The 25,136-nt window shown below is 59.1% G+C and carries 24 protein-coding genes; 15 read left to right on the top strand and 9 right to left on the bottom strand.

What is annotated here, in order from left to right; all coding sequences use genetic code 11:
- Positions 1-44 precede the first annotated feature (44 nt).
- The 4 genes from mutM to dnaA all read left to right on the top strand — a co-directional run bounded on the left by mutM (position 45) and on the right by dnaA (position 4,537).
- On the top strand, positions 45-941 hold the full coding sequence (gene mutM, locus BTE54_RS02780) for a bifunctional DNA-formamidopyrimidine glycosylase/DNA-(apurinic or apyrimidinic site) lyase (protein ID WP_078051346.1): 897 nt from the start codon (positions 45-47) through the stop codon (positions 939-941).
- Positions 942-972: 31 nt separating this feature from the next.
- Positions 973-1,746 carry an enoyl-CoA hydratase gene (locus tag BTE54_RS02775; RefSeq protein WP_078051345.1) on the top strand — a complete coding sequence of 258 codons (774 nt, stop codon included), beginning with the start codon at positions 973-975 and terminating at the stop codon, positions 1,744-1,746.
- A 195-nt stretch (positions 1,747-1,941) separates the two neighbouring features.
- Positions 1,942-2,208 carry a 30S ribosomal protein S20 gene (gene rpsT, locus BTE54_RS02770; protein WP_003493474.1) on the top strand — a complete coding sequence of 89 codons (267 nt, stop codon included), beginning with the start codon at positions 1,942-1,944 and terminating at the stop codon, positions 2,206-2,208.
- Between the two features lie 868 nt (positions 2,209-3,076).
- Positions 3,077-4,537, top strand: a complete 1,461-nt coding sequence (dnaA, locus tag BTE54_RS02765) for a chromosomal replication initiator protein DnaA (protein ID WP_003520091.1) — start codon at positions 3,077-3,079, stop codon at positions 4,535-4,537.
- 72 nt (positions 4,538-4,609) lie between these two features.
- On the opposite strand, the gene hemW is transcribed toward dnaA, so the two are convergent.
- From hemW to rph, 3 genes are read right to left on the bottom strand one after another with little or no spacing between them, the layout of a single operon-like run.
- Positions 4,610-5,809: a radical SAM family heme chaperone HemW gene (gene hemW, locus BTE54_RS02760; RefSeq protein ID WP_078051532.1), complete on the bottom strand. Its 1,200-nt coding sequence runs from the start codon at positions 5,807-5,809 to the stop codon at positions 4,610-4,612.
- Positions 5,810-5,814: 5 nt separating this feature from the next.
- Complete coding sequence (gene rdgB, locus BTE54_RS02755; protein ID WP_078051344.1) at positions 5,815-6,459, bottom strand: RdgB/HAM1 family non-canonical purine NTP pyrophosphatase; 645 nt, start codon at positions 6,457-6,459, stop codon at positions 5,815-5,817.
- A 17-nt stretch (positions 6,460-6,476) separates the two neighbouring features.
- Positions 6,477-7,193 carry a ribonuclease PH gene (gene rph / locus BTE54_RS02750; protein WP_003503798.1) on the bottom strand — a complete coding sequence of 239 codons (717 nt, stop codon included), beginning with the start codon at positions 7,191-7,193 and terminating at the stop codon, positions 6,477-6,479.
- A 135-nt stretch (positions 7,194-7,328) separates the two neighbouring features.
- On the opposite strand from rph, the gene hrcA reads away from it, so the two are divergent.
- On the top strand, positions 7,329-8,420 hold the full coding sequence (hrcA, locus tag BTE54_RS02745; protein ID WP_020811203.1) for a heat-inducible transcriptional repressor HrcA: 1,092 nt from the start codon (positions 7,329-7,331) through the stop codon (positions 8,418-8,420).
- 112 nt (positions 8,421-8,532) lie between these two features.
- On the top strand, positions 8,533-9,168 hold the full coding sequence (grpE, locus tag BTE54_RS02740; protein ID WP_078051343.1) for a nucleotide exchange factor GrpE: 636 nt from the start codon (positions 8,533-8,535) through the stop codon (positions 9,166-9,168).
- 81 nt (positions 9,169-9,249) lie between these two features.
- Here the strand turns inward: grpE and ptsN are convergent, their stop codons facing one another.
- The 6 genes from ptsN to lptC all read right to left on the bottom strand — a co-directional run bounded on the left by ptsN (position 9,250) and on the right by lptC (position 14,480).
- Positions 9,250-9,711: a PTS IIA-like nitrogen regulatory protein PtsN gene (gene ptsN, locus BTE54_RS02735; RefSeq protein WP_003503792.1), complete on the bottom strand. Its 462-nt coding sequence runs from the start codon at positions 9,709-9,711 to the stop codon at positions 9,250-9,252.
- 82 nt (positions 9,712-9,793) lie between these two features.
- Positions 9,794-10,366: a ribosome-associated translation inhibitor RaiA gene (gene raiA, locus BTE54_RS02730; protein ID WP_059759321.1), complete on the bottom strand. Its 573-nt coding sequence runs from the start codon at positions 10,364-10,366 to the stop codon at positions 9,794-9,796.
- A gap of 234 nt (positions 10,367-10,600) precedes the next feature.
- On the bottom strand, positions 10,601-12,151 hold the full coding sequence (gene rpoN / locus BTE54_RS02725; RefSeq protein ID WP_078051342.1) for an RNA polymerase factor sigma-54: 1,551 nt from the start codon (positions 12,149-12,151) through the stop codon (positions 10,601-10,603).
- A gap of 267 nt (positions 12,152-12,418) precedes the next feature.
- The gene (gene lptB / locus BTE54_RS02720) at positions 12,419-13,204 is read right to left on the bottom strand and encodes an LPS export ABC transporter ATP-binding protein (RefSeq protein ID WP_035236624.1); all 786 of its coding nucleotides are present in this window, start codon (positions 13,202-13,204) and stop codon (positions 12,419-12,421) included.
- A gap of 33 nt (positions 13,205-13,237) precedes the next feature.
- Positions 13,238-13,798, bottom strand: coding sequence for an LptA/OstA family protein (locus BTE54_RS02715; protein WP_170318979.1), 561 nt, complete (start codon positions 13,796-13,798; stop codon positions 13,238-13,240).
- 16 nt (positions 13,799-13,814) lie between these two features.
- The gene (gene lptC / locus BTE54_RS02710) at positions 13,815-14,480 is read right to left on the bottom strand and encodes an LPS export ABC transporter periplasmic protein LptC (protein ID WP_059759327.1); all 666 of its coding nucleotides are present in this window, start codon (positions 14,478-14,480) and stop codon (positions 13,815-13,817) included.
- A gap of 234 nt (positions 14,481-14,714) precedes the next feature.
- Between lptC and sppA the strand changes: the two genes are divergently transcribed.
- From sppA to mutS, 9 genes are all read left to right on the top strand, one after another.
- Positions 14,715-15,668, top strand: a complete 954-nt coding sequence (sppA, locus tag BTE54_RS02705; protein ID WP_078051531.1) for a signal peptide peptidase SppA — start codon at positions 14,715-14,717, stop codon at positions 15,666-15,668.
- Between the two features lie 2 nt (positions 15,669-15,670).
- Entirely contained in the window at positions 15,671-15,997 is a 327-nt protein-coding gene (locus BTE54_RS02700) for an integration host factor subunit beta (RefSeq protein WP_219256707.1), read from the top strand.
- Between the two features lie 62 nt (positions 15,998-16,059).
- Positions 16,060-16,401 carry a LapA family protein gene (locus BTE54_RS02695; protein WP_065654584.1) on the top strand — a complete coding sequence of 114 codons (342 nt, stop codon included), beginning with the start codon at positions 16,060-16,062 and terminating at the stop codon, positions 16,399-16,401.
- A gap of 93 nt (positions 16,402-16,494) precedes the next feature.
- On the top strand, positions 16,495-17,628 hold the full coding sequence (locus BTE54_RS02690) for a class I SAM-dependent rRNA methyltransferase (RefSeq protein ID WP_121490396.1): 1,134 nt from the start codon (positions 16,495-16,497) through the stop codon (positions 17,626-17,628).
- A complete protein-coding gene (locus BTE54_RS02685) occupies positions 17,625-18,485 on the top strand; it encodes an RNA methyltransferase (RefSeq protein WP_078051340.1) in 861 nt (286 codons plus the stop codon). Before BTE54_RS02690 ends, BTE54_RS02685 begins: the two co-directional genes overlap by 4 nt.
- Entirely contained in the window at positions 18,485-18,973 is a 489-nt protein-coding gene (gene lspA, locus BTE54_RS02680) for a signal peptidase II (protein ID WP_078051339.1), read from the top strand. The genes BTE54_RS02685 and lspA overlap by 1 nt, the downstream gene beginning before the upstream one ends.
- A gap of 55 nt (positions 18,974-19,028) precedes the next feature.
- Positions 19,029-21,275 carry an ATP-binding protein gene (locus tag BTE54_RS02675; RefSeq protein WP_078051338.1) on the top strand — a complete coding sequence of 749 codons (2,247 nt, stop codon included), beginning with the start codon at positions 19,029-19,031 and terminating at the stop codon, positions 21,273-21,275.
- 94 nt (positions 21,276-21,369) lie between these two features.
- On the top strand, positions 21,370-22,251 hold the full coding sequence (locus tag BTE54_RS02670) for a GNAT family N-acetyltransferase (RefSeq protein WP_065654580.1): 882 nt from the start codon (positions 21,370-21,372) through the stop codon (positions 22,249-22,251).
- Positions 22,252-22,378: 127 nt separating this feature from the next.
- Positions 22,379-25,093, top strand: coding sequence for a DNA mismatch repair protein MutS (mutS, locus tag BTE54_RS02665; RefSeq protein ID WP_198939054.1), 2,715 nt, complete (start codon positions 22,379-22,381; stop codon positions 25,091-25,093).
- The last annotated feature ends 43 nt before the right edge of the window (positions 25,094-25,136 follow it).

Genomic DNA, 25,136 nt, shown 5'->3' with positions numbered 1-25,136 from the left:
GTATAGACCACATGGTCCTAACGATAAACTGTCGGATAAGCCAGATGCCAGAACTGCCAGAAGTCGAAACCGTCAGACGCGGCCTTGCGCCCGCCATGGAAGGCGCAAGGGTCCGCAGGCTCCATCTCGGCCGCCCCGATTTGCGCTTTCCATTCCCGCAGGATTTCGCAGCGCTTATCGAAGGCAAGACGATCCTGTCGCTCGGGCGCAGGGCGAAATATCTTCTGATCGAACTGGAGGATGGGCTGACCATCGTTTCCCACCTCGGCATGTCCGGCTCGTTCCGTATCGAGGCGGAGGCAGATGAGGCCGGCGATGCTCCCGGCGTGTTTCACCATGCCCGTTCCAAGGACGGCAAGCATGACCATGTCGTCTTTCATCTGGATAAAGGAGAAAAGCGCGTCTGCGTCATCTATAATGATCCGCGCCGCTTCGGCTTCATGCATCTGGTGGAGCGCAACAAGCTCGACCTTTACCCCGCTTTTGCCGAGCTCGGCCCGGAGCCGACAGGCAATGCGCTGAGCGCGGATTATCTGGCGAGCCGGTTTGAAGGCAAAAGCCAGCCCCTGAAAAGCACATTGCTCGACCAGAAAGTCATTGCCGGTCTCGGCAATATCTATGTCTGCGAGGCGCTGTGGCGCGCGCATCTTTCGCCTTTGCGGGCGGCGGGGACGCTGGTGACGAAAGGTGGCAAGCCCAAAGCGCAGCTCGTCGATCTGACGGAGAAAATCCGCGACGTGATCGCGGATGCGATCGCCGCTGGCGGCTCCTCATTGCGAGACCATATACAGACGGACGGAACGCTCGGTTATTTCCAGCATTCCTTTTCGGTCTACGATCAGGAAGGCCAGCCTTGTCGGACGCCCGGCTGCCGGGGTACGGTTGAAAGGGTGGTGCAGGCCGGTCGTTCGACCTTTTATTGCGCCGCCTGCCAGAAGTAACGGAGCCGGAGTGCCGGAAGGGGAGATTGCCGTGGACTATGAAACGATACTGGTCGAGAAACGCGATGAGGTGGGTGTCATCACCCTCAACCGCCCCAAGGCGCTCAACGCTCTCAATTCGGTGCTTCTGAAAGAGCTGCGGCACATTCTGTCTTCGTTTTCCGCCGATGATTCCATCGGTGCGATCATTATTACCGGTTCGGAAAAGGCATTTGCGGCAGGCGCCGATATCAAGGAAATGCAGGGGCTGGATTTCGTCGATGCCTATGTCGGTGATTTTCTCGGCGGCTGGGACGAGGTTGCGGCCACCCGCAAGCCAGTCATCGCCGCCGTATCCGGCTTTGCGCTTGGCGGCGGCTGCGAACTGGCGATGATGTGCGATTTCATCATCGCTTCGGACACGGCAAAATTCGGCCAGCCGGAAATCACCCTCGGGGTCATTCCGGGCATGGGCGGCTCGCAGCGGCTGACACGGGCGGTCGGCAAGGCGAAGGCCATGGATCTGGTTCTGACCGGGCGCATGATGGATGCGGCGGAAGCTGAGCGCGCCGGTCTCGTGTCGCGTGTCGTGCCGGCTGCAAATCTCATGGACGAGGCGGTGGAGGCGGCAACCCGCATCGCTTCCCTGTCGCGTGCTTCCGTTCTCATGGCCAAGGAAAGCGTCAATCGCTCCTTCGAGGTGCCGCTTACGGAAGGACTGAGATATGAAAGACGATCCTTCCAGTCGCTCTTTGCGACAGCGGATCAGAAGGAGGGCATGGCCGCCTTCGTGGAAAAGCGCAAACCCGCTTTCCGGAATCGCTAAGGATTCGGAATATCGGCGCTTTTAAGCGTTTTGCGCGTTGACGGGCGTAAGCTTTAGCGGTATATGCCCGCCCACGGTTAAGGAAAGCCATCCGGCTTGTCCGAAATTACTCCCGCATTCTTGGGTTACGTGAGGTCTTCGAACGACCCGATCCTATGGTTGCGGAATTTGGTTTGAATTCGAAGAGAGGCATACATGGCCAATACAACTTCGGCGAAAAAGGCGACCCGCAAGATCGCTCGCCGTACCGCAGTCAACAAGGCTCGCCGTTCGCGCGTTCGCGGCTTCATCCGCAAGGTCGAGGAAGCCATCGCTTCCGGTGATCTCGCAGTCGCCACCGAAGCTCTGAAGGCAGCTCAGCCCGAGATCCAGCGCGCCGCCACCCGGGGCGTTCTGCATGGCAACACCGCATCCCGCAAGGTGTCGCGTCTCGCACAGCGCGTTAAGGCTCTTTCCGCCTAATCCGGCTAATCACAAATAATTATTCAAAAAGCCTGGTCTTTTGACCGGGCTTTTTGTGATTCTAACTGCCCGTTAACCATTGCTGCCGTAACGTGACAAACGCATGTCAGATGGACGACAGGAAATTTGCAATAAAAACAACAGCTTGCTGGAGGTCTCTGGAAAACTCGGGGGCTTTCTCTACGGAAGTCGCGGCCAGTTTTGAGTCAAGAAGATTTTTATTTTTTTGCCAAAATCAGCTCTCAAAAATTGCCAAAATTGAATCTCATTGATTCATAAGCGATTCTGCTTCGCACCCTGTCGGTGATGCAAAACGGCCTTTGCGAGTCAATGGCCGATCTGAGTTTTTGCAGAAAAAACGCCATTGATCTCTCCCCACGATCCTGCCTAAATGCATTTCAACAAGGGGTGCGGATCTCAGTCCACAGATTATCTCGATGATCGTATCGACGATATTCACCTTCTTGCTGGCGGGTCTTTCGGGGTCCGTTTTTTCAGGTCATGGAGCTTTTTGTGCCGTTTCGGTCTCCGGAACGGGCGGGAGCTTTTGTCCTCAAGGGTGCGCCTTAAGGTTGTAACGAAAGGAGCGTTTTAGCGTGTCGCAGGCCTCTCCATGAGGGGGAGGGAAATGGGATAACCGGCTCGCAAACGAGTAGTCGCCTTTGACGTTCTTTCGAGGGGAACGCTGGAGGCAAAAATATACGAGGGGGATCTCTGGCGATCGATCTTTGATCGTCAGGCTATGATTGGCAATTTGAAAGGCGGCAATATGCAATTGAATTTGGCGATGGGTGCGGTGGCTGATGGGGACCGCGCACCGAAGACGCGTGATGCAGCTTGCTCAGATGCGGCAGGGGACAAATCGGCAATGACGCACGATGCGCTGTTTGAACGTTTTAGCGCGCGGCTCAAGGCACAGGTTGGTCCGGAGGTCTATGCAAGCTGGTTTGCACGGCTCAAACTCCATTCCGTTTCGAAAAGCGTCGTCCGTTTTACCGTTCCGACGACCTTTTTGAAGTCCTGGATCAACAACCGTTACATGGATCTGATCACGAACCTCGTCCAGAGCGAGGATCCGGATGTGCTGAAGGTGGAGATTCTGGTCCGCTCGGCCAGCCGCCCGGTCCGTCCGGCACAGACAGAGGAAAGGGCGCAGCCCGTTCCGGAAGTCGGCGCGGTTCAGCGTAACAAGTCCTTCATTCCGTCGCAGCCGGCGACGCCTGCCGCACAGCCTGCGGCTTCGCAGGCGACCCTGCGTCAGGGCGGTTCCGGGCCGTTGTTCGGTTCGCCGCTCGACACACGTTTCACCTTCGATACCTTTGTCGAAGGCTCGTCCAACCGCGTCGCGCTTGCGGCGGCAAAGACGATCGCCGAAGCCGGTGCCGGCGCCGTGCGCTTCAATCCGCTGTTCATCCATGCGGGTGTCGGCCTCGGCAAGACGCATCTTCTGCAGGCAATCGCCAATGCCGCCATAGACAGCCCGCGCAATCCGCGCGTGGTCTATCTGACGGCCGAATATTTCATGTGGCGTTTCGCAACCGCGATCCGCGATAATGACGCGCTGACGCTGAAGGATACGCTGCGCAATATCGACCTGCTCGTCATCGACGACATGCAATTCCTGCAGGGCAAGATGATCCAGCACGAATTCTGCCATCTGCTGAACATGCTGCTCGACAGCGCCAAGCAGGTCGTGGTTGCGGCTGACCGTGCGCCATGGGAGCTGGAATCGCTCGATCCGCGTGTCCGTTCCCGTCTTCAGGGCGGCATGGCCATCGAGATCGAAGGTCCCGATTACGACATGCGCTATGAAATGCTCAACCGTCGCCTCGGCTCGGCACGTCAGGACGATCCGTCCTTCGAGATTTCGGATGAAATCCTGACTCATGTGGCCAAGAGCGTGACTGCAAGCGGACGCGAACTGGAAGGTGCCTTCAACCAGCTGATGTTCCGTCGCTCCTTCGAGCCGAACCTTTCGGTTGATCGTGTCGATGAGCTGCTGTCGCATCTCGTCGGGACGGGTGAGGCCAAGCGTGTACGCATCGAGGATATTCAGCGCATCGTCGCCAAGCACTATAATGTGTCGCGACAGGAGCTGGTGTCCAACCGCCGCACCCGCGTCATCGTCAAGCCGCGCCAGATCGCCATGTATCTGGCAAAGATGCTGACGCCGCGTTCTTTCCCCGAGATCGGTCGCCGTTTCGGCGGTCGCGATCACACCACGGTTCTGCATGCCGTGCGCAAGATCGAGGAACTGATTTCCGGCGACACCAAGCTCGGCCATGAGGTTGAGCTGTTGAAACGCCTGATCAACGAAAACAACGCATGAAAAAAGCGGCCTTCGGGCCGCTTTTTTATTGTCGTCTTGTTTATTGGGCTAAAGCTGGGGTGGAGGCTGGCGTCAGCAGGCGAGATCGGCCACCACCGCATCCAGAATAAGCATGCCGGACGGCGTGCAGCGCAGGCGGGAATTGCCGAGCCTCTCCACGAAACCGTGCTGGAGGAGGAATTCCTCCTTTTCCGGATCGAGATCGCGGCCGGAAAGATCGCTCCAGCGGGCGAGATCGATGCCTTCGCGCAGACGAAGTCCCATCAGCAGCAATTCATCGGCCTGCTCGTCGACGCCGAGCAGCTCCTGATCGACCATGCCGTGGCCTTCCCGCTCGACGGTTTCGAGCCAGTTTTCCGGGTGGCGCTCGGTGGCGGTTGCGAGCTTGGAAGCGCCTCTCGTCAGGCGTCCATGCGCGCCGGGGCCGATGCCGGCATAATCGCCATAACGCCAGTAGGTCAGGTTGTGGCGGCTTTCAGCCCCCGGCCGTGCATGGTTGGAGACCTCATAGGCCGGCATGCCGTAACGCTCGGTGATTTCCTGCGTCGCTTCATAAAGCACGGCCGAATGTTCGCCATCCGGCACGATGAGCTTGCCGGCCTTGTGCAGCCCGTAGAAGGGCGTGCCTTCCTCTATGGTCAGCTGATAGAGCGACAGATGGTCGACAGCGTAGGAGACAGCCTCTTTCAGCTCTGCGTCCCATTCGGCCACCGTCTGGTTCGGGCGGGCATAGATGAGATCGAAGGACATGCGCGGAAAAATCTCCCGCGCCAGCCGGATGGCTTTCAAGGCATCGGCAACATCATGCAGGCGGCCAAGGAACTTCAGGTCCCGGTCGTTCAGCGCCTGCACGCCGAGCGAGACACGGTTGACGCCCGCCGCGCGGTAACCGCGAAAACGCTCCGCCTCGACGCTGGAAGGATTGGCTTCCATTGTGATCTCGATACCATCCGGCACATGCCAGAAGCGCGAGACGCCATCGAGAAGTGCTGCGACCGTCTGCGGGTCCATCAGCGACGGCGTGCCGCCGCCCATAAAAATGCTGGTCACGACGCGCGGACCGCTCAGCGTCCGCATATGTTCCATTTCGCGGAGAAAGGCCACCGTAAACCGTTCCTGATCCACCGGCCGGTGGCGGACATGGCTGTTGAAATCGCAATAGGGACATTTGGCCGCACAGAAGGGCCAATGCAGATAGATCCCGAAACCGGGATCGCCCGTATCCGGCAGAAGCGACGCGCCGGGGGCAGAAAGTTGATGCTCCCCGACCATCGGGTTCATGCCTCCAGGCAGGTTTCTACGAATTTCTTGAAGGCGCGGGCGCGGTGCGACAACGCAAAGGTGTCGCCACGTTTCCAGCCGTGTTTTTCATCCGCGCTCATCTCGCCGAATGTGGTGTCGTATCCCTCCGGTTTGAAGACCGGATCGTAACCGAAACCGCTCGTTCCGCGCGGCGGCCACACCACCGTGCCTTCCACCTCGCCGCGGAAATATTCGAGATGCCCGTCAGGCCAGGCGAGGCACAGCACGCTGACGAAGCGACCGGTGCGGTCTTCCGGCTTCGAAGCTCCTCGCTCGGCCAGCGCATCCTCGACCTTCTGCATCGCCAGGGCGAAATCGCGGGTGCCATCGGCCGTTTCCGCCCAATTGGCGGTATAGACACCCGGCGCACCATCCAGCGCATCGATGACCAGACCGGAATCGTCGGACAAAGCCGGAAGACCCGATGCCTTCGCGGAGGCAAGCGCCTTGATGGCGGCATTTTCCTCGAAGGTCGTACCCGTCTCATCCGGCTCTTCGAAATTCAGCTCCGCCGCCGATTTGGCGGAAAAGCCGAAAGGTCCGATCAGATCGGCGATTTCGGCGATCTTGCCCTTGTTGTGGCTGGCGACGACGATCGTTCTGGTATCGAGCTTGCGCATGGTGCTTTCCTGTCGGCTCAGGCGATCGCCTGTTTCTGAAGGGCAACCAGTTCGCTGCAACCGGCCTTGGCAAGACCGAGCAGTGTCAGGAATTCCTCCTCGGAGAAGGGCGCGCCTTCCGCCGTGCCCTGAACCTCAACGATGCCGCCAGAGCCGGTGATGACGAAATTTGCGTCGGTCTCGGCGGAGGAATCCTCGAGGTAATCGAGATCGATCACCGGCTGGTTGGCGAAGATGCCGCAGGAGATCGCGGCGATATGGTCCTTCAGAACCTTCTCGACCTTGATCATATTGCGGGTTTCCATCCACTTCAGGCAATCGTGAAGCGCAATCCATGCGCCGGTGATGGAGGCGGTGCGGGTGCCGCCATCGGCCTGGATCACGTCGCAGTCGATGCTGATCTGGCGCTCACCAAGTGCCTGCAGATCAACGACCGCGCGCAACGAACGGCCGATGAGGCGCTGGATTTCCTGCGTGCGACCGCCCTGCTTGCCGGAGGCAGCCTCGCGCTTCATGCGTTCATGGGTGGAGCGCGGCAGCATGCCATATTCGGCGGTGACCCAGCCCTTGCCGCTGTTGCGCAGCCATGGCGGCGTCTTTTCTTCAAGACTGGCGGTAACGAGCACATGCGTGTCGCCGAATTTCACGAGACAGGAACCTTCGGCATGTTTCGAGAAATTGCGCTCGAAGGAAACCTTGCGCATCTGGTCGGTTTTTCTGCCTGAAGGCCGCATATGATCCACTCTCCATGTTGGTCCCTGCCTTCTAAGGCGAGGTCCGGGCTTTTGCAAAGCCAATTTCCATTTTGCCGCGGCGTTGCAACGCATTATATTGATGTGAGCTGGTTTGAACGACAAAGAACGGACGAAATGGGTTTTTCCGCACCGCTATCAAAAGATCAGGCATCGCTGCTGGATGAACGGTCTCGGGAAATTTTCCGGCGCATCGTCGAAGGTTATCTCGATACGGGCGAGCCGCTCGGATCGCGCAGCCTGTCGCGGCTGTTGCCGATGTCGCTTTCACCCGCCTCCGTCCGCAACGTCATGAGCGATCTCGAAGAGCTTGGCCTCATCTATTCGCCGCATATCAGCGCCGGTCGCCTGCCGACCCAGACGGGGCTGCGCTTCTTTGTTGACGCCTTCATGCAGGTGGGTGACCTGCCCGCCGAGGAAAGGGCGACTATCGACCGTCAGATCGGGCCGGTCGCCGGCCACGAACAGTCGCTGGAAGGGCTTTTGACGGAGGCGAGCCGCATGCTGTCCGGCATGTCGCGCGGCGCGGGCCTCGTATTGACGGCGAAGAACGACGTCATCCTCAAGCATGTCGAATTCATAAGGCTGGAGCCCACCAAGGCGCTCGCCGTGCTGGTGGGCGACCACAATCAGGTCGAAAACCGCATCATCGAATTGCCGGCCGGCATCTCTTCGTCGCAATTGACCGAAGCGGCGAATTTCATCAATGCCCATCTCTCCGGTCAGACGCTGCATGAGTTGCGCGGTCAGTTTCAGACGCAGCGGGCGGAGCTGCAATCGGAACTCGGCATATTGGCGCAGGACCTCGTGGAGCGCGGTCTTGCGGTATGGGCGGGAGATAACGAGGAAGGCAAGCTCGGCCGTCTCATCGTTCGCGGTCGCTCCAACCTGCTTGAAGGTCTCGCCGGTGAGGAAGATATTGATCGGGTGCGCCTGCTGTTCGACGACCTGGAGCGTAAGGAAAATCTCATCGAAATCCTCAATCTCGCGGAAAGCGGCTCGGGGGTCAGGATTTTCATCGGCTCGGAAAACAAGCTGTTTTCGCTGTCCGGTTCGTCGCTGATCGTCGCGCCCTATCGCGATGAGGACAATCGTGTCGTGGGTGCGGTCGGCGTCATTGGCCCGACCCGGCTGAATTACGCCCGTATCGTGCCGATGGTGGACTATACGGCGCAGATCATGGCCCGCCTTTCCCGCAAGCAGAGATAGGACAGACCCGCAAGGTTAGGGAATGCGGCAAGCTTTTCGCCGCAAGCCTTGATTTTTGCCCGTCAAAGCTCGATATCGGGCGCAACCAACATATTCAAATCTGGAGAACGTCATGACCGACGATACAAAAAAGCCCGGACCTGACGCGGACGTCGCGGAAGAGTTTGTCGATCTTGCTCAGGCAGGTGAAGAACAGGCCGAAACGGCAGAGCCCGATCCGGTGGAGCTGCTCAAGGCTGAGAACGCCGATCTGCGCGATAAATTTCTGCGCCTTGCCGCCGAGATGGACAATCTTCGCCGCCGCACCGAGCGTGATGTCAAGGACGCCAAGGCCTATTCGCTGGCTGCCTTTGCACGCGACATGCTTGCCGTTTCGGATAATCTTCGCCGCGCGCTGGAAGCAATTCCGGATGAACTAAAGACCAATGGCGAAGCCGGTCTCAATGGTTTGATCGAAGGGGTGGAGATGACGGAACGTTCGATGCTGTCGACGCTGGAACGCCACGGTGTCAAGAAGATCGACGCGGAGGGCCAGAAGTTCGACCCGAATTTCCATCAGGCCATGTTCGAAATTCCGAATCCGGCAGTTCCGAACAATACCGTGCTGCAGGTGGTTCAGGCCGGTTTCACCATCGGCGACCGCGTTCTGCGCCCGGCAATGGTCGGCGTCGCCAAGGGCGGCCCGAAGGCGGAAGTTGCCGCATCGGCCGAGCCGGGCACCTCGTCTCTCAATGAAAAAGACGCGTAAGGCATCTATCTTTACGTCATAAAAAACGCGCCTTCAGGGCGCGTTTTTTATTGCCGTTAAACTGAGGGAGTTAGCCCACGATCAGGCCGCCGTCGCCTGTTCCTGATTGAGGAAGGCGTAGATTGCGGTGTCGGAATCGGTGGCGCGCAGCTTGGCGACCAGTTCAGGGTCGCGCAGGGCGCGTGCAATTCTGGACAAAGCCTTCAGGTGATCCGCGCCGGCGCCCTCGGGCGCGAGCAGCAGGAAAACCAGATCGACGGGCTGGTCGTCCAGCGCTTCGAAATCGACCGGTGTTTCAAGACGTGCGAAGACGCCGGTGATCTGATGGATGCTGTTGAGCTTGCCATGCGGAATGGCGATGCCGTGGCCCACACCGGTGGAGCCGAGTTTCTCACGCTGGAGGATGACGTCGAAAACTTCCCGTTCCGAGACTCCGGTAATTCTGGCTGCCTTTGCGGCCAGCTCCTGAAGCAACTGCTTTTTGGAATTCACCTTGAGGGCGGGAATAATCGCATCTTGTTGCAGCAAATCTGCCAACGCCATTCTCTTTTTCCTTCATGCCATCGAGACGATGCAGGAGGCAGGTGCATTTGCGCACTCTGCCTCCCACGTCTTGTCAGACTGTTCAGCTCTTGATCGTTTCCGCGTCGATCCAGCCGATATTGCCATCATGACGCCGGTAAACGATGTTGAGATATTCCTTGCCGGGGCTGCGGAACAGCAGAACCGGTTCGTCCGTCATGTCGAGCGCCATCACGGCGCTTGCGACGGACATTGTCTTAATCTGTTTCGAACTCTCCGCTACGATGGTGGGTGCGTAATCTTCGGGAACCTCGTGGTCCTCATCGGGAATAGCATCCATCACCGTATAGGCGATTTCCTGCGACACGCCATTCGCACCATTGTGGTGGTCCTTAAGCTTGCGCTTGTAGCGGCGCAGGCGCTTCTCGATCCGCTCTGCGGCGGCATCGAAGCTGGCCTGCGGATCATTTGCCTGACCCGCCGCATGCAATACAATGCCGGTATCGAGATGCAGCTTGCAGTCCGCGGCAAAACGCGATCCGGACTTCTCCACGGTCACCTGGCCTGAATACCCCCCATCGAAGTATTTGGTAACCGCCAGACCTATATTGTCCTCGATCCGCTGACGGAAAGATTCACCGATCTCCATATGTTTACCAGATACACGCACACTCATGGAAATTTTCCTTTTTGTAGTGATTTGCGAGTACCAGCTTACGTCAAGCCGCGCGCGCATCCAAGCGTTTCGAAGACCTTAAAAAGCCCTCATTCGAATTTTACGCCCATGGACGGTGGAGATGAATCCGTTACAAATGACCTTGCTTACGTGTGCGGCGGGCTTCTAGCCCTTGCCGTGACAAGAGTCAATGGTGCGGCAAAAAACCGCCATAAACGTGATCGCGGCCGCCGCTCAGAAGGCGGACAGCTTGGCCATCGCCTTCTTTTCCCGGCGCCTTTGCACGGAGGAGGGGATGTTCATAGCCTCGCGATATTTAGCGACGGTGCGGCGGGCGATATCGATGCCGCTCTTTTTCAGATTGTCGACGATATCATCGTCTGAAAGAACCGCCTCGGCGGCCTCCTGCGAGATCATGGCCTTGATGCGGTGGCGCACCGCTTCTGCCGAATGGCTGTCTCCGCCTTCCACGGCGCTGATCGACACGCTGAAGAAATATTTCAGTTCGAACAGACCGCGCGGCGTCAACATGTATTTTTTGGACGTCACCCGGCTGACGGTGGATTCGTGCATCTTGATGGCGTCGGCCACCGTCTTGAGGTTCAGCGGGCGCAGATGATCCACGCCATTGACGAGAAAGGCGTCCTGCTGGCGCACGATTTCCGTCGCGACCTTCATGATTGTCCGGGCGCGCTGATCGAGGCTGCGGGTCAGCCAATGCGCCGTCTGCATGCACTCAGCCAGAAAATCCTGATCCTCGCCTGCACGTGCCTTATGTTTAGACACCTCTGCGAAATAACTCTGGTTGATGAGCACGCGCGGCAGGGTCTCGGGATTGATTTCCACCAGCCAGCCGCCGGTGGAGGAGGGACGAACGATAATGTCGGGAACGATGGTCTCCGAAATCATCGAATCGTAACCCGCGCCGGGGCGGGGATTGAGCGTGCGGATTTCCGCCAGCATGTCGAGAAGATCTTCCTCATCGACGCCGCAGATTTTTTTCAAGGAGGCAAAGTCGCGTTTCGCCAGAAGTTCCAGATTGTCGACGAAAGCCCGCATTGCCGGGTCGAGCCGGTCCTTCTGGGCAAGCTGGATTGCCAGACATTCGCTTAAGGAGCGGGAGAATACACCCGGTGGGTCGAAACCCTGAAGCGTCTTCAGAACGTGCTCGACCGCTGACGGTGCCGCTCCCAGCCGTTCGGCGACGTCGTCGACGGCATCCGCCGCAATATAGCCGGTCTCATCAAGCTGGCCGATCAGCGCATCGGCGATCATCCGGTCCTCGGCGGCGGATATGGCGAGCGGCAGTTGCTGATTGAGATGGTCGCCGAGACTCTGTCTGGCCGCGACGAAATCGTCGAGGTCGTAACTTTCCCCCGACTCCTGGCCGGGCATGGATTTCCATTGGCCGGCCAGTTCGGGCGCATCGGCCTTTCTGGGCTCGGCATCGTCGGGAAAGACGTTTTCGAAGCTGGTGTCCAGTTGCTCGCCGAGATTTGCGGCGCGGTCGCCATACCAGTCGTCGCTGTCGGACGTCACCGTCGCGGATCTCTCCGGGCCTTCGCCGTCCACGTCACCGAAACTCTCAGTCTCTGCCGGGGCATCGCTGCTCAAATCGCCATCGTTTGCCGCAATTTCCAGCAGTGGATTGCGCTCCACCTCCTGCGCAATGAACTGCGTCAGCTCGAAATGCGTCATCTGAAGCAGTTGGATGGACTGCATCAGTTGCGGTGTCATCACGAGAGACTGGTTTTGACGCAGCAAAAGGCTGGCAGACAATGCCATGGCGGACGCGAAACTCCCCTTACAGCTTCTCCATCGCCTGATTTTCCAGAAATTTTACTGAGACGACGGAACTTGGCCCAAAAATTGCTTTTTTATCTCATTTGGTCAAGCGTCAGGGCGGGGCGCGATGAAGAATCTTTCGCGCGCCGATCATGATGATTTTAGGCGGAAACGACCTAAAATCTTAAATCATGATCTAGATCATATAATTAGAGCGGGATTTCAAGCGAAAACCGCGCACACTTTTCGCTATCCCGCTCCAGGGGTTCAAAGGCTGAAATTATTGCCGAGATAGAGGCGGCGTACATCCGGATTGTTGACGATATCGTCCGGACGTCCATGCGTCAGCACCTCGCCGGCATGGATGATGTAGGCGCGGTCGATAAGACCGAGAGTTTCACGGACATTGTGGTCAGTCACGAGAACGCCGATGCCGCGCGCTGTCAGGTGTCTCACCAGATTCTGGATATCGCTGACCGAAATCGGATCGACGCCCGCGAAAGGTTCGTCGAGCAGCATGAAGGTCGGATCGGTCGCGAGTGCGCGCGCGATTTCCAGACGTCGCCGCTCGCCACCCGAAAGCGCCACGGCAGGCGACTTTCGCAGTTGCGCGATATGAAACTCTTCCAGCAGCTCATCGAGCTTGCGGTTGCGCTTGGCAGCGTCCGGCTCATGCACTTCCAGCACGGCGCGGATGTTTTCCTCGACCGTCAAGCCCCGGAAGATCGATGCTTCCTGCGGCAGATAACCGACGCCGAGACGGGCGCGTCGATACATCGGCATGGTGGTGACATCATTGCCGTTGATAGCGATCTTGCCGGTGTCCACGGGCACCAGGCCCGTGATCATGTAAAAACAGGTGGTTTTACCCGCACCGTTCGGGCCGAGCAGTCCCACGGCCTCGCCTCGGCGCACGACCAGCGAAACCCCGTTGACGACACGGCGCGTATTATAGGTCTTCGTCAGGCCATGCGCGATCAGCGTGCCCTGATAGGGGGTCTTGTCCGCCGGCGAGGCCGCATCCGCGGATCGGCTGCGCCCGCCGCCGAATATCTTTGAGATCGAGGGTATCTTCACGAGGAAAGACTACTGTTTTTTCTGCGATTTCGGATCGAGCATGATCCGGACAGGGCCGCCGCAGCTTTCCAGCTTGGCCTGTCCCGTATTCATCAGAACGGTGAGCTTGCAGCCGGTGAAGACATTCGTGCCTTCGGACAGCACGACTTGCTTGCCGGTCAGAATGAAGGTCTGCGCCGCCATGTCGAATTCGCCGTGATCGGCCGTCGCCTTCTGGGTCTCGGACGTCAGATAGACATTATTGTCGACGAAGATTTTTTCGATATTGGCGTCGCCGCTGGTGAGCGAAGAACCCTCGCCCTTGTAATTCACGGTCATCTTGCCGGCCTGAAGGGTGGTCGTTCCCTGCACCACTTTCACATTGCCGGTGAAATAGGCCTTGCGCTCCTGATCGCGAATCTCGAGCTGATCGCTTTCAATCGCGATAGGCTGGTCGCCTGAGAGCTTGACGCCCTGCATGTTGCTGGTGGTGTTCTGGGCGAAAGCCACAGTTGCAAGACACGAAAAGACAAGGCCTGCGGCTGCAAGGCCGGCGGATTTGCCAAGGGAAACGGGACGGGAAATTTGCATCATCTGGACCGGGCTCTCACTTGCCTTCATTCTTGATATTGGATGCAGCGATACGTGCCCGTACCTGCCCCGAAAATGTAATTGTCTTGCCATTATCGGCGATGTCAATCGATTGCGCAACAATCGAGCCGTCGTTTGTTTTGATCGAAACCGGCTCCTGGCTGCTCATTTTTCCGGCCTTCAGATCGACATCCGCAGACTGGAACTTCGCTTGTATGCCATTGCTGAGATTGATGTCAAAAGGGGCGGTCATCTTCAGCTTGTTGGTGGCCCGGTCGAAAATGCCTTCCTGGGCGATCACCTGCGCGACACTGTCGTTCACCGGCACTGCCGCCAGAACCTTCTCAAGCGTCATGAGATTGGGGTTGGCGATGTCCTGCAACGCACGGTCGGCGTTCATGGAATAATCGATCCCCTTCTCGTTGCGGCCGGCAACAGCGGGTTTTTCCATCACGATCTTGCCGTCTTCAATTCGTGCGCTCTCCAGAGAGACCTCATCGGGCGCCCAGGTTCGGATAACCGAAACGGCGATGAAGGCGAGCGAAATGATTGCCGCGCCGAGCGGCAGAATGATTTTCAGCCGCTTCACGCGCGCAGAATGCCGCAGCGCGGTGTCATAGGCGCCGTTCTGGTCATTGGGCAGCGAAAATGCTGGCGCGGGTTCGCGGAGTCTTTCGAGCATAAGAGTGGGTCCGGAATGCTTCTAGGGCACCATTGTGGCGCACAATCGAAGCTTGTGTCTCTATCTAAATGTCTTTGGCATGAGTGCTTTGTCCTGCCAATATGGTTTTTGTCTGGAGAGGTGCAAGGGAAATGCGAATTTTATCGTAATTCTGGTTTCCTTATTGTTTCCTTGCGGCTTCGCGTTAGAAGAACCATATGGCCTGAAGCGCAAAAGCGGATGACAGAGGTTTTTATGGACAACATGGCGATAGCGGATCGCAGGCGGTTGCGCCGCAAGCTGACTTTCTGGCGGGTTGCCGCCGTTCTCCTGCTTGTCGCCGTCGCTTTCGGTCTTTACCGGTTTTTATGGGATGGACCGCAGCAAAGCGCGAAGCCCCATATTGCCCGCGTCGAGGTCTCCGGCCTGATCACCGACAATACCGAACTTCTCGAGCGGCTCGACAAGATCGCCAAGAGCGAGAACGTCAAAGGGCTGATCGTGTCGATTTCCTCGCCAGGCGGCACCACCTATGGCGGTGAGCGCATCTTCAAGGCCATTCGTGGCGTTGCGGAAAAGAAGCCGGTTGTCTCGGATGTGCGCACGCTCGCTGCTTCGGCAGGTTATATGATCGCATCGGCAGGCGATGTCATCGTCGCCGGCGAGACCTCGATAACCGGCTCGATCGGCGTGATCTTCCAATACCCCCAGCTTGGCCAGTTGATGGAAAAGCTCGGCGTTTCGTTGCAGGAAATCAAGTCGTCGCCGATGAAGGCGGAGCCTTCGCCGTTCCACGAGGCGCCGGAGGAAGCGAAGACGATGATCCGCGCCATGGTAATGGACAGCTACGGCTGGTTCGTCGATCTTGTGGCCGATCGCCGCAAGCTGCCGCGCGAAGACGTGCTGAAACTGGCGGATGGATCGATTTTCACCGGCAGGCAGGCGCTCGCCAACAAGCTGGTCGATACGCTTGGAGGCGAAAAGGAAATTCGCAGCTATTTCGAAACACGCGGTGTTGCCAAGGATTTGCCGATCGTCGAATGGCGCGCGCCGTCATCCCGCTCGCCTTTTGCGGTTCTCAGTGTTGCGCAAATAGCGAAGTTTCTGGGATATGACGATTTAATTCCCTTCGCAGGCCCCGGCCAGCTCGGTACGGACAAGTTGTTTCTTGACGGTCTTGTTTCCGTTTGGCAGGTTGAGCCGCGTTAAAAATCCAATTCTTTCAGGGGGCAACCGTGATCAAATCTGAACTGGTGCAGATCGTTGCTGCGCGTAACCCGCACCTTTATCACCGCGATGTGGAAAACATCGTCAATGCGGTGCTGGATGAAATCACCGACGCCCTGGCGGCAGGAAATCGTGTCGAGCTTCGTGGTTTCGGCGCATTTTCGGTGAAAAACCGTCCGTCGCGTTCCGGTCGGAACCCGCGCACGGGTGAGTCGGTTTTCGTCGAGGAAAAATGGGTGCCTTTCTTCAAGACGGGCAAGGAACTGCGCGAGCGCCTGAACCCCGGCATGGGTGACGAAGAGGACGATTGATCGTCCTCAGCCCGCGCCGGAAACGGAGCGAGCGGAGCCCCGCAGCGATGGAGTATTCTCGGATGTCGAAAAAAATCATCAACCTCATCATCCTGCTTCCGCTGGCGATTATTCTCGTCATCCTGTGCGTGGCCAATCGTCAATCCGTGACGCTGGCGCTCAATCCATTCCGACCGGAAGATGGTGTTCTATCCTTTACCGCGCCGTTTTTCGTTTTCCTCTTTCTGGCGGTCATTTTTGGCGTTCTCCTGGGGTCGGCGGCTACATGGTTCGCTCAGGGCAAACATCGCAAACGCGCTCGTATCGAAGCCAAAGAAGCCGTTCGCTGGCACGATGAGGCGAACCGCCAGAAGGCGGCCGCAACCGGGCAGCTGCCGCATGCGGGCCAACTCCCGGCAAAGTGATGGTGCCGACAGTCGCTCCGGCTCTAGTCGAGCGGCGTTCGGAATGCTATTTGCTGGCGCAATAAGACGCGGGCAGAAGCGGAAAGATTTCCATTGAAGAAAAAAGACAGCCGGCCGGGCAATCGCGCGCGCGCCGGGAGCGATAAAAAACAGGTCCATGCCGCAAAGCCGGCGCGCCGTGCGGATGCCGCACCGAAAAGGCGCGAGCCCGATGCGGTGCGCAACGTGCAGAAGGCCGCGCCGAAGGAAAAAACCGTTGTAGCGGTCGCTGTTGAACAGGTTCCTGCGCGCGCGCTTATGCAGCGCACCGGTGAACTGCCGGCAGAACAGGTTCCAGTCATTCTGGAATCAAGCGGCGCGGGCGATTTTCATCTGATTGACAGCGGCAACGGCCTGAAGCTCGAACAGTACGGTGACTACCGCGTCGTTCGTCCCGAGGCGCAGGCGCTGTGGCAGCCTTCCGGTCCTGATCGTGTGTGGCAGAATGCCGATGCCGTCTTTACCGGCGACACGGATGAGGACGGTATGGGGCGCTGGCGTTTCCCCAAGGCGGCTCTGGGTGAAACCTGGCCTCTCTCCCTGCTCGGGGTCGACTTTCTTGGCCGTTTCACCGCTTTCCGTCACGTCGGCGTCTTTCCGGAACAGATCGTCCATTGGGAATGGCTGAAAAATGCCGTCGAGACCGCAGACCGTCCGCTGAAAGTGCTGAACCTCTTCGGTTACACCGGCGTCGCGTCGCTGGTCGCGGCGGCCGCAGGCGCTGAAGTCACCCACGTGGATGCCTCCAAGAAGGCGATTGGCTGGGCGAAGGAAAATCAGGCGCTTGCCGGGCTCGAACAGGCGCCGATCCGCTGGATTTGCGAAGACGCGATGAAGTTTATACAGCGCGAGGAACGTCGCGGCAGCACATACGACATCATCCTCACCGACCCGCCGAAATTCGGCCGCGGCACCCATGGCGAGGTCTGGCAATTGTTCGACCATCTGCCGCTGATGCTCGATATCTGCCGGGAAATCCTGTCGCCCAAGGCGCTCGGCCTTGTGCTTACGGCCTATTCGATCCGGGCCAGCTTCTATTCGATGCATGAGTTGATGCGTGAAACCATGCGCGGCGCCGGTGGCGTCGTCGCGTCCGGCGAACTCGTCATTCGCGAGGCCGGGCTTGATGGCAAGACGCCGGGCCGTGTGCTTTCCACATCGCTGTTCAGCCGCTGGGAGCCGAAATGATGAAAGATATGCGCGAAAACACCACGCGCCGGGTTGGCCAGGTCAAGGAAGTGACCAGCCTTGCCAATCCCATCATCAAGGATATCAAGGCGCTCACCCAGAAAAAGGGCAGGGAAGAGACCGGCGCCTTCATGGCGGAAGGCCTGAAGCTGGTCATCGACGCGCTTGAACTCGGCTGGACGATCAAGACGCTGGTTTATGCCAAGGCCGCCAAGGGCAAGCCGCTGGTGGAGCAGGCGGCGGTGAAGACGGTCGCATCGGGCGGTTTGGTGCTCGAAGTCAGCGAAAAGGTTATCGCCTCGATCACCCGCCGCGACAATCCACAGATGGTCGTCGGCATTTTCGAACAGAAATGGAAGGCGCTGAAGGATATCCGCCCGGAAAAGGGCGAGACCTATATCGCGCTCGACCGGGTCCGCGATCCCGGCAATCTCGGCACCATCATCCGCACGGCTGATGCGGCGGGTGCTTCAGGCGTCATTCTCGTCGGGGATTGCACTGATCCGTTTTCGCTGGAAACGGTGCGCGCCACCATGGGGTCGGTTTTCGCCACGCCCGTCGCCCGCGCTTCGGTCGAGGAATTCCTGTCATGGAAAAAATCGGCGCAGGTCAGCGTCGTCGCCACCCATCTGGCCGGCTCGGTGGATTATCGAAAGATCGATTATGCCGGAAAGCCGGTCGTGCTCCTGATGGGTAATGAACAATCCGGCCTGCCGCCGGAACTCGCCGGCAAGGCCGACCAGCTTGCGCGCATTCCCCAGCAGGGCCGCGCCGACAGCCTCAATCTCGCCATCGCAACTGCCGTCATGCTGTTTGAAGCACGGCGACATCTCCTCGAACTCGCACCGGTGACGTAATGCCCAAAGCGGCTTTGTTCTCGAAATTCGGCCCGGCCTTTGCTCTGATCGTCGCCGCACTGGTGCTGGACCAGATCGTCAAGCAGCTGGTCGAAGCCTATCTGCCGCTGCAGGAGATGGTTCCCGTTGCCCCGTTCCTGGCGCTTTACCGCACCTATAATCTCGGCGTGGCCTTTTCGATGCTGGAGGACATGCATGGCTGGTTCATCGTCAGCATGCGGCTCGTCATCGTGGTCTTCGTCTTATGGCTGTGGCGCAAGACGGCGGCGGACCGCACCTTTGCCCATCTCGGCTTTGCCTTCATTATCGCAGGTGCTGCCGGCAATCTGCTCGACCGTTTTTTTTATGGACATGTCATCGACTATATCCTGTTTCATACGCAGACATGGTCTTTCGCGGTCTTCAATCTGGCTGACAGTTTCATAACCATCGGCGCAGCCTGCGTCATTCTCGACGAGTTTTTGCACGCCCGGACGGCTAAAAAGTAAAATTTTAGGGTTTCAGCCAAACATATCAAAACCGCTGCCGTGGTAGCGGTTGCCTATGAGCGAACTGGCAAGACTTCGGCAGAAGGTTTCAGACGAGCTGGGCCTGGCCGCGACGGCGGCGCAGCCGGCGGATCGTGTCGAGGCAACAACGCGCCATGCTGATGAAGAACATGCGACCGATACCAGGTCGATTGCGCTCTATGTCGCCGCGTCGTTATCGGTCGGGGCTTTTTCCGCAGCCCTGATCGCGCTTGCGGTGCCTTATGCGGTTACCGTTGCGCTGGCGACCTTCTTTGGCGCGGTTCTCGTCGGTGTGCTGCTCTATGCGCTCTTTGATGAATCTTTCCATCAGCCCACCGTGCGGGCTGCGGATTCCGATCTTCAGCTGCGGCAAACGCAAAACCGCTCGCTGATTGCCGAGATGCAGGAATTCATGGGCGATATCGTCGTGATCCGTGACATGAACCGGCGCATTGTCGAAGCGAACCGGGTCTTTCGCGAAATGACCGGCTGTGCGGCGCCCGAAGGGCTGAGCTGCGAGGAAATCGGCATCGCTTTCCGTCCGGGCGACAAGGTCCATGCCTATGATGTGGAGATCGCAACCCCGTTCGGTCAGCGCATCTTTTCCTGGCATGATGTCGTGACCCGCGATCTGGCAAGCAGCCGTCTTCTCATCAGCAGCGTCGCCCGAGACGTGACCGAAGAGCGGCTTGCGCTCGGCGAGCGCGAGGACGCCCGGCTGCGCGCCGAAAAGGCCGATGCCGAAAAGGCGCGGCTGCTTGCCACCGTAAGCCATGAAATTCGCCTGCCGCTTTCCGGCATGCTCGGCATGAACCATCTTCTGTCGCAGACGAGGCTCAACGAGGAGCAGCGAAATTATCTCGATGGCATGCGGCAATCCGGCCAGTCGCTGGTGCAGCTTGTCGAGGATCTGCTGGATTATTCGACCATGGAGGCCGGCCGTTTCAGGCTCAATCCGCGCGCGGAAAACCTGCGCCGGCTGATCGAGAGCATCGTCGAGATGCTGGCCCATCGCGCCCATGAAAAAGGCATAGAAATCACCTCCTTCGTTGCGCCGAATGTGCCCGATCATCTCGATTTCGACCCGGCGAGGCTACGTCAGGTCCTCTTCAATCTCCTCGGCAATGCCGTCAAATTCACGCAGGAAGGCGGCGTCGTCATCCGGGCGCGCATGGCCGACGACGAATTGCACATTGCCGTCGAGGATACCGGCCCGGGCATGAGCCGGGCGGAACAGGCCCGTATTTTTGGGGAATTCGAGCAGGCGGGCCCGTTGTCGCAGCGAAGTGCCGGCACCGGCCTTGGACTTGCGATTTCCGCCCGTATTGTGCGGGAATTCGGTGGCCGCCTCACGGTTTCCAGCCGCAAGGGCAAGGGCAGCACTTTCAAATTGGCGTTTCGCCCGGCGGGTGCGCCTGCCGAAATGGCGGATCCGGGACGGCGTCATTGCCTGCGGCATACAAATGTCCTGCTCATCGCACCGAAGGGCGTCGCGGCGGCGGTGACGATGGAGGCGATCGAGGCTTTCGGCGGTCAATGCACTCTCATCCATCAGCCTGAGGATCTGGAAAAGCTGAGGAAGGTTTCTGCCACGCGAGCGGCCGACCTTACCGATATCATCGTCGACCGGCGCATTTCGCCGCTCTTCAGGGACGCCCTGAAGGATTGGCCGCAACAGAATGTCCGCCGCACGCTGCTGGTCAGCCCCGAAGAGCGGCCGTCGACCATGCATGTGGCCTTCGATGCCTGGTTGATCCGGCCATTGCGGGAAAAATCCCTGATCGACGTCCTGTGCGGCCGTCTGCGCGGCATTGAGAGGCGCGACGCCATCAACGACAACCACCCGGATGTGGGATTTTCCTCGCGGGTGGCGGAAGGGGCGAGCGGTATCGAGATACTCGTGGCCGAAGACGATGCCGTCAATCAGCGCATCATCCGCGCCGTTCTGGAAAAAAGCGGCTATATCGTCCGCGCTGTCGAGGATTTTGAGGCGTTGCGGCTTTCTGTGGAGCCGGGCGCAACCCGCCTGCCTGATCTCATCGTCTCCGATCTCAACATGCCGGGCGGCGAGGGGCTCGATGTGCTTCCCGACCTTCTCCATAAGATGAAGGGCGAAAGAAATATTCCCGTCATCGTGCTCAGCGCAGATGCAAGTGACGCGACTGCCGAAATCCTGCTTGGGGCCGGTGTCGGTGCGGTTTTGACCAAGCCTGCCGACCCGCGACGGCTGGTTGAGGAAATTCGCCGTCTGCTGGAGGCGAAACGCCTGTCGCTATCATAACTTGACAGACTCGCGCTGGCGGCATTTTGTCACTATTCTGTCGTCAATTAGTGATTTATGACAGGAAAATTCTTTGGTGGCGGAGCGATTCCCCATGGTTGCCGAAATCCTCAATCACGACATTTGTGAAAACAATGTTGTCATTCATCCTCGTCCCGAGGCAGCTCAGGACAATGAGGGTCTTTTCGGCCGTATCGGCACGCTGGAAACACGGCTCGCCAGAAATGAACGCGAGATCGATGCCGCGCAATCCGTGCGTTACCGGGTTTTCGTCGAGGAAATGAAGGCGCGGCTTCCCGCGGAAGCCATGCGCCGCAAGCGCGACATCGACGCCTGGGACAGTGTCTGCGATCATCTGCTGGTGCTCGACAAGGCGATCGAAGGCGACAGCGAAGACCAGATCGTCGGCACCTATCGCCTGCTGCGGCAGGAAATCGCGCTTGCCAATAACGGTTTTTATTCCGCCAGCGAATTCGACATCGCCGGTCTCGTTGCGCGCCATCCGGGCAAGCGTTTCATGGAGCTTGGCCGTTCCTGCGTGCTGCCCGAATATCGCACCAAACGCACCGTCGAGCTTCTGTGGCAGGGCAACTGGGCCTATGCCGTGAAACACCGCATGGATGCCATGATCGGTTGCGCCTCCTTCCCCGGCGTGCAGCCGGAAGCCCACGCGCTTGCCCTGTCCTTCCTGCACCATAATTGCGTGGCCAAGGGCGAGTGGGAAGCCTCCGCCCTTCCCGAGCTTTATCATGAGATGGACCTCGTTCCGGCAGAGGCGCTCAACGCCCGCAAGGCGCTGAACGCCATGCCGCCGCTGATCAAGGGCTATATGCGCCTTGGCGCCATGTTCGGCTCCGGCGCGGTCGTGGACCATGCCTTCAATACTACAGACGTCCTCGTGGTCCTGCCGGTTTCGTCCATCGCCGGCCGTTACATCAGCTATTATGGCGGCGAGGCCGAGCGCATCAACGGCTGACCGGGTTTCGGCGCAGTCGGGCGGGATGTTCCTGTGGGCAGCGTTCCCGCGCGTGTTGTGTTGAGGTGGAGATTGCCGCTAGTGTCGGCCCTTCTTTTCCGCAACACGATATGACATCGGCAGGCCATTGACGGACGTTCTGACAACCGCTTCCCTGATCTCGGAAGAGAGCCGCGCGACGGCCACTCCGATGATGGAGCAATATATCGAGATCAAGGCGAACAATCCCGGTTCGCTGCTGTTCTACCGCATGGGCGATTTTTACGAATTGTTCTTCGACGATGCGGTTGAGGCTTCCCGCGCTCTGGGCATCACGCTGACGAAACGCGGCCAGCATATGGGTCATGATATCCCCATGTGCGGCGTCCCCGTCCATGCGGCGGATGATTATCTGCAGAAACTCATCCTGCGCGGTTATCGCGTCGCCGTCTGCGAACAGGTGGAAGATCCGGCGGAAGCCAAGAAGCGCGGATCGAAATCCGTGGTCAAGCGTGATGTGGTGCGGCTTGTCACGCCCGGTACGCTGACCGAAGAAAAACTGCTGTCGCCGACGGAATCCAACTATCTGATGGCGCTCGCCCGCATTCGCGGCAGCGCCGAAGCGCAGTTTGCGCTCGCCTGGATCGATATTTCCACCGGCGTCTTCCGTCTGGCGGAAACCACGCTGACGCGGCTTCTGGCCGATATCTGGCGCATCGATCCGCGCGAGTTGATCGTCGCCGACAGCCTCTTCCATGACGAGGAACTGCGGCCGGTCTTCGATGTGCTTGGCCGCGTGGCGGTGCCGCAGCCGGCGATCCTCTTCGACAGCGCCACGGCGGAAGGGCGCATCGCGCGTTATTTCAACGTCTCGACGCTGGACGGCTTCGGCACCTTTTCGCGGGTGGAAATGGCGGCCGCCGCCGCTGCCGTTGCCTATGTCGAAAAGACCCAGATCGCCGAGCGCCCGCCACTCGGTGCGCCGGAGCGCGAAAGCGCCGCTTCGACCCTTTTCATCGACCCCGCCACCCGCGCCAATCTGGAGCTGGTGAAGACGCTGTCGGGCGAAAGGGACGGATCGCTGCTGCATGCCCTGAACCGTACGGTAACAGGCGGTGGCGCGCGGCTTCTGGCCGAGCGGCTGATGTCGCCCTTGACCGACCCGGAAAAAATAAACGCTCGCCTCGATGCCGTGGCCTATCTGATCGATGACGTCTCGCTGTGTGACGGCCTGCGTGATGCGCTGAAACAGGTTGCGGATATGCCGCGTGCGCTCTCCCGTCTTGCGCTGGAGCGCGGCGGCCCGCGCGATCTCGGCGCCATCAGGCAGGGGCTGGCTTCTGCCGAGAGGATTGCCGCCATTCTCGATCAGGGATTGTTGCCGGACGAGCTGGCGGCGGCGCTCGCCGATTTAAAAGCCCTGCCCGGCGGTCTCGAAGCCATGCTCGGCTCGATGCTTGCCGACGATCTCCCGCTTCTGAAGCGTGATGGCGGTTTCCTGCGTGAAGGCGCCAATCCCGAACTCGACGAGGTGCGGGCGCTTCGCGACCAGTCGCGCCGGGTGATTGCCGGGCTGCAACTGAAATATGCCGATGAGACCGGCATCAAGTCGCTCAAGATCAAGCACAACAATGTGCTTGGCTATTTTATCGAGGTGACGGCTGGCAATGCCGATGTGATGACAGCGACGGACGAGGCCAAGGCGCGTTTTATCCACCGCCAGACCATGGCAGGCGCCATGCGCTTCACCACCACCGAGCTTTCCGATCTTGAAAGCCGCATCGCCAATGCCGCTGCGCAGGCTTTGACCATGGAACTGGAAGCCTTCGAGCGCATGGTCAGGGCCGTTGTGCAACAGGCGGAAGCGATCAAGGCCGGCGCACTGGCGCTTGCGGTGATCGATGTTGCCTCGAGCCTTGCCTATCTCGCTACCGAACAGGCCTATTGCCGACCGATCGTTGATGCTTCCATGACCTTTGTCATCAAGGGCGGGCGGCACCCGGTGGTGGAGCAGGCGTTGCGGCGGCAGTCTGCCGGACCCTTCATCGCCAATAATTGCGATCTGTCAGCCGTCAACGGTGGTAAGAACGGCGCGATATGGCTGCTCACCGGCCCGAATATGGGCGGTAAATCGACCTTCCTGCGCCAGAATGCGCTGATCGCCATCCTCGCGCAGATCGGTTCCTTCGTTCCGGCGGAAGCCGCCCATATCGGTGTCGTCGATCGGCTGTTTTCCCGTGTCGGTGCCTCCGATGATCTGGCGCGCGGCCGCTCGACCTTCATGGTGGAAATGGTGGAAACCGCCGCCATCCTCAATCAGGCGACGGATCGCTCGCTGGTCATTCTGGATGAGATCGGCCGGGGCACCGCAACTTTTGACGGTCTTTCCATCGCCTGGGCGGCGGTGGAGCATCTGCATGAGGTCAATCGTTGCCGTGGTCTCTTCGCTACCCACTTCCACGAATTGACAGTGCTGTCGGAAAAACTCGGCCGCCTTTCCAATGCCACGATGCGGGTGAAGGAGTGGGAAGGTGACGTCATCTTCCTGCACGAGGTCGGACCGGGTGCTGCGGATCGTTCCTATGGCATTCAGGTGGCCCGGCTTGCGGGCTTGCCTGCATCGGTGGTGGAACGCGCCCGCGAGGTGCTGACGAAGCTTGAAGATGCCGACCGCAAGAACCCGGCCAGCCAGTTGATCGACGATCTGCCGCTGTTCCAGATCGCGGTTCGCCGCGAGGAAACCCGCAAGGCCGGACCATCGAAGCTGGAGGAAGCTCTGAAAGGCTTCAACCCCGACGAAATGACGCCGCGTGAGGCATTGGACGCGCTCTATGCGTTGAAGAAAGAACTTGGCAAGGCTTAAGAGGATAGACTGCCTGTCCATCGCCTTTAAAACTCGCTATAGG

The sequence above is a fragment of the Agrobacterium sp. YIC 4121 genome, assembly GCF_002008205.1.
Classification (GTDB): domain Bacteria; phylum Pseudomonadota; class Alphaproteobacteria; order Rhizobiales; family Rhizobiaceae; genus Agrobacterium; species Agrobacterium leguminum.
This window is presented reverse-complemented; position numbering and strand designations above follow the sequence as displayed.